This window comes from Chryseobacterium sp. JK1 (assembly GCF_050632815.1).
Taxonomy (GTDB): Bacteria; Bacteroidota; Bacteroidia; order Flavobacteriales; family Weeksellaceae; genus Chryseobacterium.
This window is the reverse complement of sequence record NZ_JBODRU010000001.1, coordinates 2,440,717-2,457,946: the sequence shown is the minus strand read 5'-3', so window position 1 is coordinate 2,457,946 and position 17,230 is coordinate 2,440,717. Positions and strand designations below refer to the sequence as shown.

Annotated in this window: 17 protein-coding genes; 11 read left to right on the top strand and 6 right to left on the bottom strand. The window is 37.4% G+C overall.

From position 1 onward, the window contains the following. Window positions 1-53 precede the first annotated feature (53 nt). The 4 genes from ACQ76T_RS11195 (at window position 54) to ACQ76T_RS11180 (ending at window position 4,008) form a co-directional block, all read left to right on the top strand. Window positions 54-1,460, top strand: coding sequence for an aldehyde dehydrogenase family protein (locus tag ACQ76T_RS11195; protein WP_431343374.1), 1,407 nt, complete (start codon window positions 54-56; stop codon window positions 1,458-1,460). Between the two features lie 18 nt (window positions 1,461-1,478). After that, a complete protein-coding gene (locus ACQ76T_RS11190) occupies window positions 1,479-3,029 on the top strand; it encodes a GMC family oxidoreductase (RefSeq protein ID WP_431343373.1) in 1,551 nt (516 codons plus the stop codon). A 127-nt stretch (window positions 3,030-3,156) separates the two neighbouring features. Then, complete coding sequence (locus ACQ76T_RS11185; RefSeq protein ID WP_431343372.1) at window positions 3,157-3,579, top strand: PaaI family thioesterase; 423 nt, start codon at window positions 3,157-3,159, stop codon at window positions 3,577-3,579. Between the two features lie 84 nt (window positions 3,580-3,663). Continuing rightward, window positions 3,664-4,008, top strand: coding sequence for a phage holin family protein (locus ACQ76T_RS11180; protein WP_422693272.1), 345 nt, complete (start codon window positions 3,664-3,666; stop codon window positions 4,006-4,008). Between the two features lie 51 nt (window positions 4,009-4,059). Here the strand turns inward: ACQ76T_RS11180 and ACQ76T_RS11175 are convergent, their stop codons facing one another. Then, complete coding sequence (locus ACQ76T_RS11175) at window positions 4,060-4,926, bottom strand: chitobiase/beta-hexosaminidase C-terminal domain-containing protein (protein WP_431343371.1); 867 nt, start codon at window positions 4,924-4,926, stop codon at window positions 4,060-4,062. 200 nt (window positions 4,927-5,126) lie between these two features. Here ACQ76T_RS11175 and ACQ76T_RS11170 point away from each other — a divergent pair, with 200 nt between their 5' ends. Both ACQ76T_RS11170 and ACQ76T_RS11165 read left to right on the top strand, forming a co-directional pair. Next, window positions 5,127-7,121, top strand: coding sequence for a prolyl oligopeptidase family serine peptidase (locus tag ACQ76T_RS11170; RefSeq protein WP_431343370.1), 1,995 nt, complete (start codon window positions 5,127-5,129; stop codon window positions 7,119-7,121). Between the two features lie 96 nt (window positions 7,122-7,217). Continuing rightward, entirely contained in the window at window positions 7,218-7,718 is a 501-nt protein-coding gene (locus tag ACQ76T_RS11165) for a DNA-deoxyinosine glycosylase (protein WP_431343369.1), read from the top strand. Between the two features lie 23 nt (window positions 7,719-7,741). Here the strand turns inward: ACQ76T_RS11165 and ACQ76T_RS11160 are convergent, their stop codons facing one another. From ACQ76T_RS11160 to ACQ76T_RS11145, 4 genes are all read right to left on the bottom strand, one after another. Then, window positions 7,742-8,815: a serine hydrolase domain-containing protein gene (locus ACQ76T_RS11160; protein ID WP_431343368.1), complete on the bottom strand. Its 1,074-nt coding sequence runs from the start codon at window positions 8,813-8,815 to the stop codon at window positions 7,742-7,744. A gap of 68 nt (window positions 8,816-8,883) precedes the next feature. Further along, complete coding sequence (locus ACQ76T_RS11155) at window positions 8,884-10,419, bottom strand: hypothetical protein (protein WP_431343367.1); 1,536 nt, start codon at window positions 10,417-10,419, stop codon at window positions 8,884-8,886. A 55-nt stretch (window positions 10,420-10,474) separates the two neighbouring features. Continuing rightward, window positions 10,475-11,167: an AIM24 family protein gene (locus ACQ76T_RS11150; protein ID WP_431343366.1), complete on the bottom strand. Its 693-nt coding sequence runs from the start codon at window positions 11,165-11,167 to the stop codon at window positions 10,475-10,477. 151 nt (window positions 11,168-11,318) lie between these two features. Further along, a complete protein-coding gene (locus ACQ76T_RS11145) occupies window positions 11,319-11,456 on the bottom strand; it encodes a hypothetical protein (RefSeq protein WP_431343365.1) in 138 nt (45 codons plus the stop codon). A gap of 175 nt (window positions 11,457-11,631) precedes the next feature. On the opposite strand from ACQ76T_RS11145, the gene queA reads away from it, so the two are divergent. From queA to ACQ76T_RS11120, 5 genes are all read left to right on the top strand, one after another. Beyond that, complete coding sequence (gene queA / locus ACQ76T_RS11140) at window positions 11,632-12,681, top strand: tRNA preQ1(34) S-adenosylmethionine ribosyltransferase-isomerase QueA (RefSeq protein WP_431343364.1); 1,050 nt, start codon at window positions 11,632-11,634, stop codon at window positions 12,679-12,681. A 75-nt stretch (window positions 12,682-12,756) separates the two neighbouring features. Further along, window positions 12,757-13,791, top strand: coding sequence for a 23S rRNA (adenine(2503)-C(2))-methyltransferase RlmN (gene rlmN / locus ACQ76T_RS11135; protein WP_431343363.1), 1,035 nt, complete (start codon window positions 12,757-12,759; stop codon window positions 13,789-13,791). 62 nt (window positions 13,792-13,853) lie between these two features. After that, entirely contained in the window at window positions 13,854-14,804 is a 951-nt protein-coding gene (locus tag ACQ76T_RS11130; RefSeq protein ID WP_431343362.1) for a sterol desaturase family protein, read from the top strand. Window positions 14,805-14,964: 160 nt separating this feature from the next. Then, on the top strand, window positions 14,965-15,843 hold the full coding sequence (locus ACQ76T_RS11125; RefSeq protein ID WP_431343361.1) for a hypothetical protein: 879 nt from the start codon (window positions 14,965-14,967) through the stop codon (window positions 15,841-15,843). Between the two features lie 73 nt (window positions 15,844-15,916). Further along, window positions 15,917-16,894, top strand: a complete 978-nt coding sequence (locus tag ACQ76T_RS11120) for a polyprenyl synthetase family protein (protein ID WP_431343360.1) — start codon at window positions 15,917-15,919, stop codon at window positions 16,892-16,894. Window position 16,895: 1 nt separating this feature from the next. Here ACQ76T_RS11120 and ACQ76T_RS11115 read toward each other — a convergent pair whose 3' ends face one another. Further along, window positions 16,896-17,189 carry a hypothetical protein gene (locus ACQ76T_RS11115; protein WP_431343359.1) on the bottom strand — a complete coding sequence of 98 codons (294 nt, stop codon included), beginning with the start codon at window positions 17,187-17,189 and terminating at the stop codon, window positions 16,896-16,898. Window positions 17,190-17,230 lie beyond the last annotated feature (41 nt).

Genomic DNA, 17,230 nt, shown 5'->3' with positions numbered 1-17,230 from the left:
ATATCATGTTTTCGTCATTTTCGAGCTATGTAAAATACAAAATAATTTAAACAATGGAAAATACATCGTTCGTAGAAAAATCACATATTGTAGATACTTCTTTTTTATCCTTAAATCCTTCTACCTTAGAGGTTATTGGTGAAGTTATCAATACTTCTAAAGAAGAAATAGATGTCAAAATTACAAGAGCAAAGAATGCCCAAAAACAATGGTCAGCAAGGCCGGATGGAGAAAGAAAGGAGATTTTACTCAAAGTAGCTGAAGCTCTGCAGAGCAACTCGAAGCAACTGGCAGAATGGATCACACGCGAACAGGGAAAACCGCTTAGCGGTCCGGGAGCCAATTTTGAAATGCAGGCATGTGTAGGCTGGACTCAGGTTCCCGCATCCCTAGACTTGCCGGAAGAAGTTGTTTTTGAAGATGATACAAGAAAAGATGTCCTATATAGAAATCCTATTGGGGTAGTCGCTGCAATTGCCCCATGGAACTGGCCTTTAATGATTGCTATTTGGCAGATTATTCCGTCTCTCAGAATGGGAAATGCAGTAATTATCAAACCTTCAGAATATACGACTTTCTGTAGTCTGGAAATGATAAAAGTAATCAATACTGTTCTTCCTGAAGATCTTTTACAAGTGGTTACCGGTAGAGGAGAAGTGGGTGGTTATCTTACATCTCATCCGGAAATCGGAAAAATTATGTTTACAGGCTCTATTGCCACAGGAAAAAAAGTTATTGAAGCTTCTGCTAAAAATATGGCACGCTTAACATTGGAGTGCGGAGGTAATGATGCCGGTATTATATTACCAGGTCTTGATATCGCAAAACATATAGAAAACATTTTTTGGGGTGCCTTCCTGAACATGGGACAAACCTGTGCCTGTCTAAAAAGACTCTACGTACACGAAGATGATTATGAAAAAGTGACCAATGCTTTGGCAGAATACTCTTCTCACATTCCAATGGGTAACGGAGCAGAAGAAACGAGTGTGCTGGGACCTATACAAAACAAAATGCAATATGATAAAATTCAGGATCTTATCCGAGATTCTGAACATATCGGTGCCGACTTTATATTTACAGGACAAAAGCCTGATCTGGAAGGGTATTTCATCCCGGTAACCTTAGTCGGTAATGTTGACAACGGAGATCGAATCGTAGATGAAGAACAATTCGGTCCTGTTTTACCTATTATAAAATACAAAACGTTGGAAGAAGCCATCAGTAAAGCCAATGATTCCGAAAACGGATTAGGAGCTTCAGTTTGGAGTGATGATCTTGACCAGGCACAGAAAGTAGCCACACAGCTGGAAGCAGGTACGGTTTGGATCAATCAGCATGGAGCCATTCATCCGTTTGTTCCTTTTGGAGGAGCAAAACAATCCGGATATGGAGTAGAATTCGGAATCGAAGGACTAAAAGCAGTAACAGTTCCCAAAGTAATCAGCATCAAAAAGTAACAAATTAAATTAAAACTTATGAATTACGATTTTATAATAGTAGGATCAGGTTCCGCAGGAGCTGTAGTGGCCAACAGATTAAGCGAAAACGAGAATATAAATGTACTTCTTCTGGAAGCAGGGCCGGACGATAAAGTGGTAGAAGTAGAAGAACAGGCGGGCTGGCCTGCCATATGGAATACCGAGAGAGACTGGGCCTATCACACCGTTCCTCAGGAAAGTGCCGGTGGAAATACCAGATATTGGCCGAGAGGAAAAACGTTAGGAGGCTCAAGCTCGATTAATGGAATGATCTACATCAGAGGTCATCAGCAGGACTACGACAGCTGGGCATACAAAGGTTGTGTAGGCTGGGACTGGGAAAATGTCTTGCCTTATTTTAAAAAATCTGAAACTCACGAAGAAGGGGAAGATCATACGCATGGAGGAGAAGGACCTTTGTTTGTAAGCCGTATCAAACATCCCAATGCAATCTCCATAAGTGCCATAGATGCCTGTAAAGAATTGGGCTATCCTTTGACAGACGATTTTAATAAAGAAATCTGGGGAGCAGGTCTCAATCATCTCAGTGTAGGAAAAGATGGGAAAAGATGTTCCACAGCAAAAGCATTTTTGGATCCCGTTAAATCAAGAACCAATCTCCATATTCAAACCGGTGCGCTTGCTCAGAAATTAATTTTTGAAGGAGATCAGTGTGTAGGAATTCAGTATACGAAAAATGGAGAATTAGTAGAAGCAAAAGCCGACAAAGAAGTCATTGTATCCTGTGGAACAATAGAATCTGCTAAACTTCTGATGATTTCCGGAATTGGAGATAAAGAGGAACTGGATTCTGTAGGAATTCCTGTGGTAAAAGATCTGAAAGGGGTCGGCAAAAACCTTCAGGACCATCTTTTAACCAGTGTTATTTTTAAAGCTAAAAAACAAATTCCAGCTCCCGAAGCCAATTTACTGGAAGCGCAGCTCTTCTGGAAAAGCAAAGAAGAAATGGCCTTCCCGGATCTGCAGCCTTTATTCATGGGACTTCCTTATTACAGTCCGGGATTCACTGGGCCGGAAAACGCTTTTACATTCTGTGCAGGATTTATCAGACCTGCCAGTAAAGGATATATTAAACTGACCTCTTCGGACCCCGCTGCAGCATTGGAAATCAACCCGATGTATCTTTCCGAGGAGTCTGATCTGGAAGCTCTTTACCGTTGCGTGGAAATCTGCCGTGAAATGGGAAGAACAGAAGCTATGAAAGAATGGAACGATGGTGAAATTTATCCAGGAGAAGAAAAAACAAAAGAAGAAGTCATTGATTATATTAAAAAATCATGCTCTACTTACCATCATATGGCCGGGACCTGCAAAATGGGAATTGACAGTCTTTCTGTAGTAGATCCGAGATTGAAAGTGTATGGAATAAAAGGTCTTCGTGTGGCCGATGCTTCCATTATGCCCGATGTAGTGTCCGGAAATACCAACGCTCCTACCATTATGATTGGAGAAAAAGCAGCCGATATGATTAAAGAAGATCACCATCTGAAAGCTTCCTCAACATCCGAAAAGTTATCGTTAGTTTGAAATAGAGGGTAATCCTTAAAATAAAGAGCCGTTTCACAACCTGTGGGATGGCTTTTTTTATGAAAATTTTCCCTGGTATATAGATTAAAAAGCCTGTAGCACTTACCTTTGTTTAAAAATAAAATTCATGACACCGGAAAAAAGAAAACTCATTACAGACAGCTTCGGCCGCTCAGAAACATTACAGTTCTATAAAGCAGAACTTTTGGAGGTAGAAACTGATTTTATCTCTATGAAAATTCCAAAAATGGAAATGATGACCCGAAAAGCAGGAATGTTCAATGGAGCAATGATTGCTTCTTTGGTAGACGTCTCGTCAGGATACGCTGCCGTAAGCCATTATCCCGAAGACTGTTATGTAGTAACCGTAGAATTGAAAGTGAATTACCTGCGTCCCGCAATAGGAGACGTTTTGGTTTCCAAGTCGTATGTCATAAAAGGAGGAGCCAAAATAAGTGTCGTAAGAACAGAGATTTATGTTCAGAATGAAAACTCCGATTCGGAAAGTCATGTCGCCACTTCGTTGGTAACGATGATGAAAATAAAATAAAAGATTCACCTAGCGGGAAAAGTAGGACGTAAAATGGAATGGCTTTTGCTCCATAACCCCCATAAACATTAAAAAAATAACAAAATGAACTTTATTATCCGATTGTTTGTAACTGCCATAGTTGCTTTCCTCTTAACTAAAATTTTACCAGGAGTACATTTTGAAGGATTCTCCTCAGCAATTATATTTGCTATTGTACTGGGTGTTTTAAATATTTTTGTAAAACCTATTTTAAGTCTTTTCGGGCTTCCGTTGACGATTATCACTTTAGGATTCTTTGCATTGGTTATCAACGCAGCGATTATTCTGATTGCAGATTATTTTATCGACAGTATGACTGTTAGTGGATTCTGGTCAGCATTTATATTCAGTATTCTATTGTCTATTGTAACCTCTCTGGCCAACTCAATGTTCTCAGATGGAGACTAAGAATAAAAAACAGATCAACATACAAAAAACCGCTCAAAACGAGCGGTTTTTTTATTTCTTAATAAATTTCAATACCACCAGATCTCCCTGCTGGTCTTTCAGTTTGATATAATAATTCCCTGAAACAAGCTGACTGATAGGGATTTCTTTTTTAAACTGATCTTTTACAACCGCTTTTCCACTGGCGTCTATAATCTCATACTCCTGGAAATATCGGTCGGTATTTACTTTTAAAACATCCGAAACAGGATTGGGATACACTTTTATCAAAACATTTTTACTTTTTGGCAAAGCTTCATTGTTCTTTAAAAATAGACATGAAGGCGGAGTGGTGATCACCCCATTTGTAAAATCATAATATAAAGTGCTTCCTGCGGGGATCAGATTTGTACTAATGGTTTGAGGAATATTTTCGAAAAGGGTACAGTTATTAAAACGCACATTGGCATTTTCAAAATTTCGGGTAATCTTATACCAGGATTCACACCCTGTAGGTTGCATAGGAAGTCCCGGCCATGATATATCAATAACAGATCCGTTAATTGAATTGGGATTTACCATATCGATCAGGATGCAACTTCCCGCCGTCCAGTTGGAAGGTACTTTAAAATAAATAACAGCCTCAGGAATGCTTCCTGTATAATATTTTTTGCTGATGATAGCTGAGGAATTTCCCTGCCCGTTCACCAGAAATGCTTTGATTTCTTTCGTCTGATCAATAGGGATTTGTACACTGTTGGCTGCTGAAATTGAACTCAGTGTGGGAGTACTTCCGTCGGTTGTATAATAAATGGTTCCGTTTCCTGAAATAATGGCCTGATAAGGGGTAGAATAATGGGTCGCAGTGGGACTCATCGTTAACTGCGAGAAAAAGAATGAGGACACCAGGAATGAAGAAACAAGTAAGAACTTTTTCATAGAAGATGGGTATTAGTTTATGATGGTAAAGCTAGTAAAATTCATTCTTACAGAAAAAGGTTATTTAAACTTTAAAAAACTTAAATGTTAATTCTTTCGTCCGTTTTTATTTTAAATATTAACTTTGGCAATCTTTGAATGTAATAAAAGGATAAAAACAATCGCGCAGATTTTATCCGTTAAAAAAAGAATAGCAATATATGAAACTTAAGTACAGTCTGCTGGCTCTGGCAGCTCCGCTTTTAATGAACGCACAACAACTAATGACGCCTGAAATCCTTTGGACTTTGAAAAAAGTAGGAGTACAGGCTGTTTCACCAGATCAGGCTTCCCTTATCTATAAAGTAGGGCAGGTAGATCTGAAAACAGAAAAAACGAAAAATGAGAACTATTTCCTGAATGTTCTTAACAATCAGTCTACTAAAATTGATTTCGGAAAAAAAGCCCTTATCCAATGGGACAAAAACGGAATCTATGCTCAGGAGGGAGATAATATCTATCTTTCAAAAGATGCTGGAAAAACCTGGATAGAATTTTATACCATCGGGGAAGCTGATAATATCGTTATTTCTCCGGACGGCAAGAGAATTGCTTTCAGCAGACAGGTTTTAGTAGAAAAACTGATGGGAAAAGATAAATATGCAGATACTCCTAAAACCACAGCTCAGGTATATACAGATCTGAACCACAGACATTGGGACTACTTCAACGAAGGGAAATACAATCACGTATTTGTTGTGAATATCTCGGATAAAGTAGACGCAGCGAAAGACCTTTTAGAAGGAAAAACTTGGGATTCTCCACAAAGACCTTTCGGTGGAGCTGAAGATTTTATCTGGAGTCCGGATTCTACCCAGCTTTTATATGTTACAAAACCAAAAAGCGGTAAAGAATATTCAACCAGTACCAATACTGATATTTTCGCCTATGACATGGCTTCAGGAGTGACTAAAAACCTTACTGAGTCAAATAAAGGGTATGATGTTAACCCTAAATTTAGTCCTGATGGAAAGTCTCTGGTTTGGCAAAGTATGGCAAGAGACGGGTATGAAGCAGACAAAAATGATGTGAAGATCATGGATTGGAAGACGGGCAAAACCACCAATCTTACAGCCGCTTGGGATGAAAGTGTTTCCGGAGATGTGCTTTGGGGAGCAGATTCAAAAACAATCTACTTTACGGCAGCTTTCAGAGGAACAAAACAGCTTTTCTCTTTAGATTCAAAATCTGCAAAAGTACAGCAGATCACCAAAGGAGATTTTGACGTAAATGAAATTTTTACAGATAATAAATCTTCTCTTGTGGTAGGAAGAACAGATGCTAACCATGCGACAGAACTTTTCTCTGTAAATCTTAAGAATGGAGAAATGAAGCAGGTTACCGAAGCCAATAAAGAAACCTATGCTAAACTGGCTCAGGGAAAATCTGAGCTAAAAATGGTAAAAACTTCTGATGGTAAAGAAATGGGTGTGTGGTTCCACTATCCGCCAAATTTTGATCCAAACAAGAAATATCCTACATTGGTATATTGCCAGGGAGGTCCACAATCTGCATTGACGCAATATTTCAGCGTAAGATGGAACTTTGCTTTGATGACAGCCAACGGTTATATTGTGGTGGCTCCAAACAGAAGAGGTATGCCAGGATGGGGAACAAAATGGAACGAAGATATTTCTAAAGACTGGGGAGGCCAGCCGATGAGAGATTACCTTTCCGCAACAGATTATGCTAAAACATTACCTTATGTAGATGGCGATAGAGTAGCAGCAGTAGGAGCGAGCTACGGAGGATACAGCGTATTTATGTTGGCTGGAATCCATGAAAACAGATTCAAGACGTTCATTGCACACGATGGACTGTTCGATATGAAATCATGGTACCTGACTACGGAAGAACTTTGGTTTGCTAACTGGGATCTTGGTTCGCCTTGGGAAAAACCATTGCCAAAAGCATACACAGAATTCAACCCAAGTAATTTTGTGGAAAAATGGAACAAGCCAATCATGATCGTTCAGGGAGGAATTGATTTCCGTGTTCCTTACGAACAGGGGCAGGAAGCTTTCCAGGCTGCTAAATTGAGAGGATTAAAATCTAAACTAGTTTACTTCCCGAATGAAAATCACTGGGTACTTCATCCACAAAACGGATTGGTATGGCAGAGAGAATTCTTCGATTGGTTGAAGGAAACCTTGTAAGACAAAATAGGATACAATATCAATAGAAACGGGCTTTAGCCCGTTTTTTTATGATTAAAAGTCCGAAGGCTTTTGAGAAAATATATATATTTGAATATGCAAAACCGTATTTCTTCATTTCCACCCATTATTGACGATCAATCTGAAATTTTAATTTTAGGATCAATTCCTGGGGTAAAGTCATTAGAAAAGCAGCAGTATTATGCACATCCTCAGAACAAATTTTGGAAAATTATTTTTGAATTGCTGAATGAAGAATTTACGGATCATTACCTTCAAAGAATAGATACCATAAAGAAACACCATATTGCCCTTTGGGATGTCATCGATTCCTGTGAACGTAAAGGAAGTCTTGATTCTGAAATAAAAAATGAAGAAGCCAATCAGATCGGGAAGCTACTGGAAGAATATCCGAATATTAAAGTTATTTTTTGCAACGGCGGAAAATCCTATAAAAATTTACAGAAACTGTTAGGGAAGGAGTATAAATTGCCTGTCTTTTTATTGCCTTCAACCAGCCCACTTCACACCGTTTCTTTTGAAAAGAAATTGGAAGAATGGAAAAAAATCTTAGACTTTTTAAGCCTGAAAGAATAAAAAGACAGGCAATAATAAAATAATTATTGTCCGTAATAGGCCATAATCAGTTTCTCTCTCATTGTATTGAGGTAGTGAATATCTTTTGTGTTGGAGAGAATAATCAAAGTAATGCCTTTATCTGCCAAATGAACCCAGTTGGCGCTGTGCCCATATCCTTCACCCTGGCGTTCCACAAATATTGTATTGACAGATCCGAACTTTTTAGGATAAACCCAAAAGCCAAGCGCTGTATCTTCCAGTTTCTTATCCGCAGTAAGCATGATTTCCAACGTTTTTTTATTGAATAAAGTATGATTGAATATCGCCTGATCAAATGCCAGAAGATCTTTCGGAGTCGAATACATCGCTCCGGCGGAGTAGAAATTATCAATATAAGTATTGGTAGGTGTATGAAGAGCAAATGCATCATTTTCGTAAGCAGAATATCCATCATCAATGTTTTTGATAATGTCGTTATGATGAAGAAATCCGGTGTTCTGCATGTTGAGAGGATGTAGAATCTGCTCTTTAAGAACTTCCTCAAAAGATTTGTTGTATATTTTTTCAATAATTTTTCCCAACAGGATAAAATCTCCATTGTTATAGCTGAACTTGGTTCCTGGCTGATCAATCAGTTTTTCAGAAAGAAAAGTTGTAATAAAATCATCAAGATCCCAGATCGTATTGTCATACGCCTGATGAATAAGCTCCGGCGAACTGATGTCTTTGTTGTACCTTCCGCTGCTGTAGGTAAGAAGATTTCTTATCGTGGCTTTATGGGCGGCTTCCCCTTTATATTCAGGGTAATACTTGGAAATAGGAGCATCCAGATCGATTTTTCCTCTTTCGTAAAGCTGCATGATCAGGACCGCCGTAAATGTTTTGGTGAGCGAGAAAATATGAAATCTCGTTTCATCTGAAAATGGAACGTTGTAATGCCTGTTGGACAATCCTTTGTAGGTCAGTAATTCAATTTTTCCATTTTTTGCCAGCAATACAGACCCGTTGAAATTATCTTTTTTGACAAAGGAATCAATGGCCTGCTCAACTTTTTGTGCCTGTGGATAAGCAAACTGGATCATGATCAATAACAATCCGGACAGTTTTTTTTTCATAATAAAAGTTTCTGTAAAGAAAGGAGTTAAATAATAATGGAACTACACTTTGATAAAGATGAGGAAATTTACTGATTGATCCATGCTTTTCTTAAAGCCAGTTGTTTAGGGTCAGGATTAGGAATAGGGGTTACTTTTCCGGTCGCTTCATCATAATTAAACCCTGCTTTTTCCAGATATTCTTTCAATGGAATAGGTTGGCCGCCTTCTACAAAATCATGGAAAAATGTACGGATTTCCGGGTAAGTCAGTTTAGTAATTTCATCAAACAAATCATCATCATTGAAATATTTACCCTCTCCATATTTTTTCATCAACATCTGCATAAGATCCTGAGTGCCCATTTTTCCGCCGGAAAGTTCTCTTAATCTAATGTCTAAACATAATCCCAATAACGCTCCTTTCTGATAGAAATTCATGTACTGATCCTGTCTTTCCATTGCGTTTTTACTGATTTCTGTGAAAGATAGTTTGTTGTCAAATTCTTTCATACCCTGTATCTTTTCTTCAATACTTTTTTCAAAATCTTCCAGGCTGATCATTTTTTGTTTTATAGGCATATGGATGGTTGCATATTCTGTCATTCCTTCATACAGCCATAAATGTTTAGATAGAGTAGGATTTAAGAAATCATAATGCTGAATTTGCTCAGAATGGATATTCAGAGGAGTGATGATATGAAAAAATTCATGAGAGGCAACTCTTCTTAAAGCATCAGTGAGAAAATTCATATTTCCGGTGTAGTACAGGCAAACAGTAGATTGAGAATGTTCCAGGCCGTCTCCCATGTATCCTCTTTGGTTGGATGATTCAACATAGATTAGAAAAGCATATTTATTGACAGGCAAAGTTCCCCCCAGATAGGCCTCCTGGTTTTTCAGGATATTCTCGATCTCCTGCGCAATCTTTTTAGAATAATGTCTTTCTTTTTTATTGTAAAATGATACAAGAACTTCGGTTTTACCAATCTTCAGCCATGTTGTATCGGGAACACAGTATAGAACAGGAGAATCTACCAACTGTCGGTAATCTTTAGCCCATACCACATCAGTTTTTTTGTCTTTCTGTTGATAATCTAAAGCAGAAGAAGCATAAAAATCTTTATTTTTTGTAATCGTAATTTGATAGGGAGTGTCTTTTATTTCTTCAAAATATCCCACTAACGAATTATAATTGATCACAGAAACGCTGTCTTTTTTAAACATACTTCCGGGAGATTTAGCTCCTTGAGTATCTTGTTTTAAAGAATTCCATCCACCCGCTACCTTATAGGATATGGAGCTTACATTCTTCAGATCATGAATCATCCAGCTGTTTTTATCCAGACGTTCAGTGGTTATCTTTTTTCCTTTTTTATCCGTGGCAACAAGATTGGAAACATACTGTCCGAAATCCATCGCCTCATAAAATCCCGGTACCAACTTGGGAATAATAAATTTACCTTGTTTAAGATTGTTTTTAGGGGGAGCAAAAGAAACCCTAACTTCATCATTGGACATATGAAGAAGGTCTATATTGTATTCGTACTTTTTTTTTGAAGTCTGAGCGATCAGAAGATTGGGAAATATAATGATTGCCAGGAATAACTTGATTAGGGTATTCATTTGAAATTGCTTTTGTTATGATTAAAATATAAAATGACCTCTTGGCTTTGCTTATTTATTTTTCCATATAGTAAACTTCTTCGTAAGGCTGAATAAGAACCCATCCATGCCCCGAAAATTTCATTTGGAATTCTTCACCGCTTCCTCTGCCCATAAGGCTTTTGAAAGAAATGTTGGTTTTCAGTTCCGGGCTGAGGTTTCCAGACCAGGCCACGGTAGCATTCGGATCTGTATACACCGGAGTGTCTGGAGTTACAATCAGAGTTAGAGGATCGCCATGCGTTGTGATAGCAATATGGCCGGTTCCTGAAAGCTTTACCTGAAAAAGACCGCCGGACATCATTCCTGCAATACTTTTAAGCATTGTAATATCACTGTTTACACTCTGTTCATGCGCCAAAACATCATTTCCGTTCACACATACCGATTCATTATTCAAATAAAGAATACGGACCTTCTTTCCTGAATCTGCTACATACAGTTTTCCCGTTCCTTCCGCTTTCATCAGTTTGCTGCCTTCACCGCTGATCGCTTTTTTTAGAAGATTTCCAATTCCGCCTGCCAGCATTCCCTGTCTTTCGAAATTAATATTACCTACATAGCTTACCATACTTCCTTTTTTGGTCCATACCGATTGGTTATTAAGATTAATTTCTAAAAGGTGTTTGGTTTCCAGTTCAAAATAATCCCTTTGCTGCGGGTTTTCTTTTGTTTCGTTAATGAATGCTTCTATTGAATATTTACTCATGATTATATTTTTAATGGGGGTTAATTTTTGACTATTACTATTCTAGTTTGTCGGGTTTACATTCCCTTTTGTTACTTTTGGGATTCAGATCTACGAATTTATACTCTTCAGAATGCGTAATATTAGCGTTGAACACTTCGGTTGCTTTTTACTATTTTTCAGTTTTTAAGTGAAAATCAAACCCTATAGATTCATCTTCATCAATTCGTTCGTACCATTTGAATGTGAAAGTTGTATGACCGTTAGAATACAGATTATGAATGAAATAGATTATATTGATCGTTTCCATGTTTAATTTTAAACCCTCTGGAAATAAGGTTTTTCGACTTTGAAATGTCCCATAAAATCACGGTTTTACATTTGATTGAAAATAATACTTGACAAAGGGGTGTTCAATATCGTATATTTGCACTCCGAAAATTACACCATGTAATTTCAGTAATTTTTAAACCGTAATTTAAAAAATGAAAACATCAGATTTTAATTTTGATCTTCCTGCGGAATTATTAGCAGAACACCCATCAGAGCACAGAGACGAAGCTAGATTAATGGTACTTGATAGAAAAACACAGACTATTGAGCACAAATTATTCAAAGATGTAGTGGATTATTTTGATGAAGAGGATTTATTCATTTTCAACAATACTAAAGTTTTCCCTGCACGTCTTTACGGAAACAAAGAAAAAACAGGTGCTAAAATTGAAGTTTTCTTGTTAAGAGAGCTTGATAAAGAAACCAGAGTTTGGGATGTATTGGTAGATCCGGCAAGAAAAATCAGAATTGGTAACAAATTATTCTTTACAGAAGATGAGTCTTTGGTAGCTGAAGTTATCGATAACACAACTTCAAGAGGAAGAACATTAAGATTTTTATTCGATGGTTCTTACGAAGAATTCAGATCTAAATTAAAAGAATTAGGAGAAACTCCACTTCCAAAATACATCAAAAGAGCGGTAGAGCCTGAAGATGCAGAAAGATACCAAACAATCTACGCTAAAGTAGAAGGAGCGGTAGCAGCACCTACAGCAGGTCTTCACTTCTCTAAGCACTTGATGAAGAGATTGGAAATTAAAGGAATCAATTTTGCTGAAGTAACGCTTCACGTAGGTTTGGGAACTTTCAACCCTATTGAAGTAGAAGATCTTTCTAAGCACAAAATGGAGTCTGAAGAGATCATCATCGATGAGAAAAATGCTGCTATCATCAACAAAGCGGTAGATACTCACAGAAGAGTATGTGCAGTAGGGACTACTACAATGAGAGCATTAGAGACTTCTGTTTCTTCAAACAAAAAAATCTCTGCATTCAATGGTTGGACAAACAAATTTATTTATCCGCCTCACGATTTCGGAGTAGCTAACTCAATGATTACGAACTTCCACACACCGAAGTCTACGTTGATTATGATGATTGCTGCATTTGCCGGAAGAGATTTCGTAATGCACGCTTATGAAGAAGCTGTAAAAGAAAAGTATAAATTCTATTCTTACGGTGACGCAATGTTAATCCTATAAAAAAGATATCAGGTAATAGGTTGCAGGTTATACTATCTGCAACCTGTAACCTAAGATCTGCAATATACCCCTGAAATGAAAGATATCCGTATATTATCACTAGACCAGCTTAAAGACTATTTTGTATCTTTAGGAGAAAAGCCGTTTCGTGCGAAACAGGTCTATGACTGGCTATGGAGTAAAAACCTCCATTCGATTGATGAAATGACGAATCTTTCGAAATCTCTTCGTGAAAGAATTTCAGAGGAGTATACCATAAATCCTGTTTCCGTAGATCTGCTTCAGAAAAGCTCCGACGGAACCATCAAAAACGGAGTGAAACTTCATGACGGGCTGATGGTGGAATCTGTTCTTATTCCAACAGAAACAAGAACAACAGCCTGTGTTTCTTCACAGGTAGGCTGCTCATTGAACTGCGAATTCTGTGCAACGGCAAAACTGAAAAGAATGAGAAACCTTGAAGTTGCCGAAATTGTTGATCAGGTTGCCCTCATTGACAGCCAAAGTAAAATGTACTTTGAAAGACCGCTTACCAATATCGTATTCATGGGAATGGGAGAACCTATGATGAACTACAAAAACGTAGTGGAAGCGATCCGTAAAATTACCCAGCCGGAAGGTTTGGGAATGTCTCCAAGAAGAATTACCGTTTCTACATCCGGTATTCCTAAAATGATCAAAATGCTTGCAGATGATGAGCTGCGTGTGAAACTGGCATTGTCCCTTCACTCTGCGATCGAATCCAAGCGTAATGAAATCATGCCTTTCTCGGATAAATTTCCGCTAACAGATATTATGGAAGCGCTTCAGTACTGGTATCAGAAAACGGGTTCTGTAATCACTTTCGAATACTGTGTTTGGAAAGGAATCAATGACGGAGATGAAGATATCAAAGCGCTAATCAAATACTGTAAACAGGTTCCTTCTAAAGTAAACCTTATTCAATACAACCCAATCGGAGACGGAAAATATGACCAATGCAACAAACAGGCGGAAGAAAACTATATTCGCCAGCTTGAAAATGCAGGAATTACAGTAATGGTAAGAAGAAGCCGTGGAGGTGATATTGATGCAGCCTGCGGACAACTTGCCAACAAAAACGCAGATTAAAATTTCCTTAAAAAACTCTTAAAGTTCTCTTAAAACCATACCTTTGCAAAAATTATTTTGTGATGATGGATTTTCTAATGAGCGAGGATGGGCTAGAACACGTGTATGCTTGGGCTGTTCCATTACATGCTGCAGTTATTTTAGCCGAAATGATTTATAGCCATGTTTCAGAAGCTAAACTATATAGCGGCAAGGATCTGGCTACCAATGTTTATCTGGCACTGATGAATTTTGGCCTTGATTTGATCATGAAAGCGTTTGCGATGGGAGTGATGTTCTTCTTTTATAATCACAGACTTTTTTCATGGGATCTTAGTGTTTGGTATTTACTGGCCTGTTTTATCATCACAGATTTTGCCTACTACGTACTGCATTATGTAGATCATCGTTCCAGAGCTTTTTGGGCAGTTCATATTACCCACCACAGTTCAGAATACTTTAATCTTACAACAGGCTTCAGAAGCCCGGTATTACAACCGCTTTACAGATATTTATATTTTTCACCACTGGCTTTTTTAGGATTTAATCCTTGGCACATCATGGTGGCTTATGCAATCGGACAGGTTTATGGAACTTGGGTACACACGCAAACCGTGAAGACTATGGGATTCTTGGAATATATTTTGGTAACACCTTCTCATCATCGTGTACATCATGCCTGTAATGTGAAATATCTTGATAAAAATATGGGAATGTGTCTCATCATTTGGGATAAAATATTTGGCACTTTTCAGAAAGAAGACCCGAATATTCCGGTGAAATATGGTATTTACCCTAAAATGCCGGATAACAGACCCGATACTGTTTTATTTTATGAGTGGCGAAAAATCTGGAAAGATCTTAAACAGCCTGGGTTAAAATTTACAGACAGAGTCAACTATATTTTCAATTCACCAGGATGGAGACATGACGGAACAGGAAAAACGGTAAGGCAATATCAAAAAGAGTATTTTGCAAAACAGGCTAAAAAGAAAGACCAACAGCAAAATCAGAAAGAGCAGAAAACGGCTTAACTTCTGGTTATTATCAATAGAAATCTAAGGGAAAAACGGGCTATTTTGGCCCGTTTTTCTATTGTAAATAAATAGAAATGATCAGTATATCAGCAGTATTATTTTTATATCCGAAATCCTTCCAATCTTTGAACTCAGAAGAAAATCTTATTTTTGTTGTATGAAAAAATTCGTTCTGATTATTACTTTAATACTTGCTCAGTCGGCATTCTCACAACGCCTGGACTATCTGAAAATAAAAAAATACAGAGTAAGCTATCTGGATGACAGAATAAAAGAAACTTCCGGGCTTAATTTTCTGAACGGAAAGCTTTATACCTTCAACGATAGTGGAAATAATCCCGAATTGTTTGAAATTAACAGAACAACGGGAGAAATTCTCCGTACTTTAAAAGTTAAGGGACAGAACAAAGACTGGGAAGCCCTCACCAATGACGGAGCCAACTTCTATATAGGAGATTTTGGAAATAATAACGGGCGAAGAAAAGATCTTGAAATCTATAAGGTCCCTGTTTCTAATGACAGTCTCAAAAATGATCAGATCAGCAGAATTCAATTTCAGTACCCGGAACAGGAAGATTATATTTCGGGATATTTACATACTGATTTTGATGCAGAAGCGATGGTTTTTGCCCACGGAAAAATTCACCTCTTTACCAAAGAATGGACCTCAAAAGCAACCACTCATTATACCATTAATCCCGAAATCTATGAAAAGCAGGATGCCGTAAAAACAGAAACCTATAAAACCGATTTTGTTGTTACCGATGCTTCGTATTTTCAAAATAAATTGTATCTGGTAGGATATACCAAAAAGACAGAAGTGTTTTTAAATGTTTTTACAGAAACAGAACCCGGAGTGTTTTTTAAGGAAGCTCCCAAGCGATATTATCTTGGAAGTGCTTTGTCAATAGGTCAGATTGAGGGAATTGCAGTAGATGAAAGCGGGATGTATATCTCAGGTGAAAAGTTCAAATCTCCGTTGGGAAGTACAAAACCGTCATTCTATTTTATTCCAAAAGAGCAACTCAAAGATTAATTTTATCTTAAAATTGAGCGAAAAAAATTATCTTTGTGAGAATTAATAATTATTCACCCAGCATTCGCAGATTGTGGCAAATACAGTAGAAGAGATTAAACGACCGATCAATGATGAAATGAAGCTTTTTGAACAGAAGTTTTATGAATCAATGCAGAGTAAAGTAGCTTTATTAGATAAAGTAACCCGTTTTATTGTTACCACAAAAGGGAAACAGATGCGTCCTATGTTTGTGTTTCTTTGTGCTAAGCTGGTAGGCAGTGTGACAGAAAAAACATACCGAGGAGCCTCTATGATAGAACTTATTCATACGGCTACTTTGGTACATGATGATGTGGTAGATGAAAGTTTTAAACGTCGTAATTTTTTCTCGATCAATGCTTTATGGAAGAATAAGATTGCTGTTTTGGTAGGGGATTACCTTTTGTCAAAATCAGTATTATTATCTACAGATCATAAAGATTATGATTTACTGGGAGTAATTTCCAGAACCATCCGCGAAATGTCTGAGGGAGAGCTTCTTCAACTTGAAAAAGCAAGAAAACTGGATATTACCGAAGATGTATATTATGAAATTATCCGTCAGAAAACAGCAACGTTAATTGCGGCATGCTGTGAAATTGGCGTACTTTCTAACAATGCCGATGAAGCACTTGCGAAAAAAATGCAGGATTTCGGTACATATACAGGAATGGCTTTCCAGATCAAAGATGACCTTTTCGATTATTTGAGTTCCAATGTGATTGGGAAACCAGTCGGAATTGACATTAAAGAACAAAAAATGACCCTTCCTTTAATTCATACGCTGAAAATAGCCGAAGAAAAGGACAGAAAATATTATTTCGATACGATTAAACGTTACAACAACAATCCTAAAAGAGTAAAAGAACTGATTGAATTTGTTAAAAACTCAGGAGGATTGGAATATGCAATTACTGTGATGAAAGACTTCCAGCAAAAGGCGAAGGATATTCTTAATGAATTCCCCGATTCTGAAGCCAGAAAATCGTTGCATATTATGCTTGATTATGTAATTGAACGAAAATTTTAAATTAAATTATTTTTAGGGTTACAATTATAACGGCTAGAACTATACAAAATAAAGCGATTAAAAATAAATAATCCGCAATAGTCTCAAACGTGTATTCCCGCTTCCTATTTTCCGTTCTGATCGCCAGGAACGAAAAAAAACAGCTGCAGGCAAAAAGCATACAGGCAAACCCTGCAAATTCATCCAGATACGTACTCTGACTTATTCTGGCGATTTTCAAAGATGTGATAATAATCAATGAAAACCCTAAAAGATTGCTCGAAGCATTCAAAATATGGGGTGATTTTTTTTCCATCTTTACAAATTTTATCAAAGTAAAGCACAATTTTATTTATT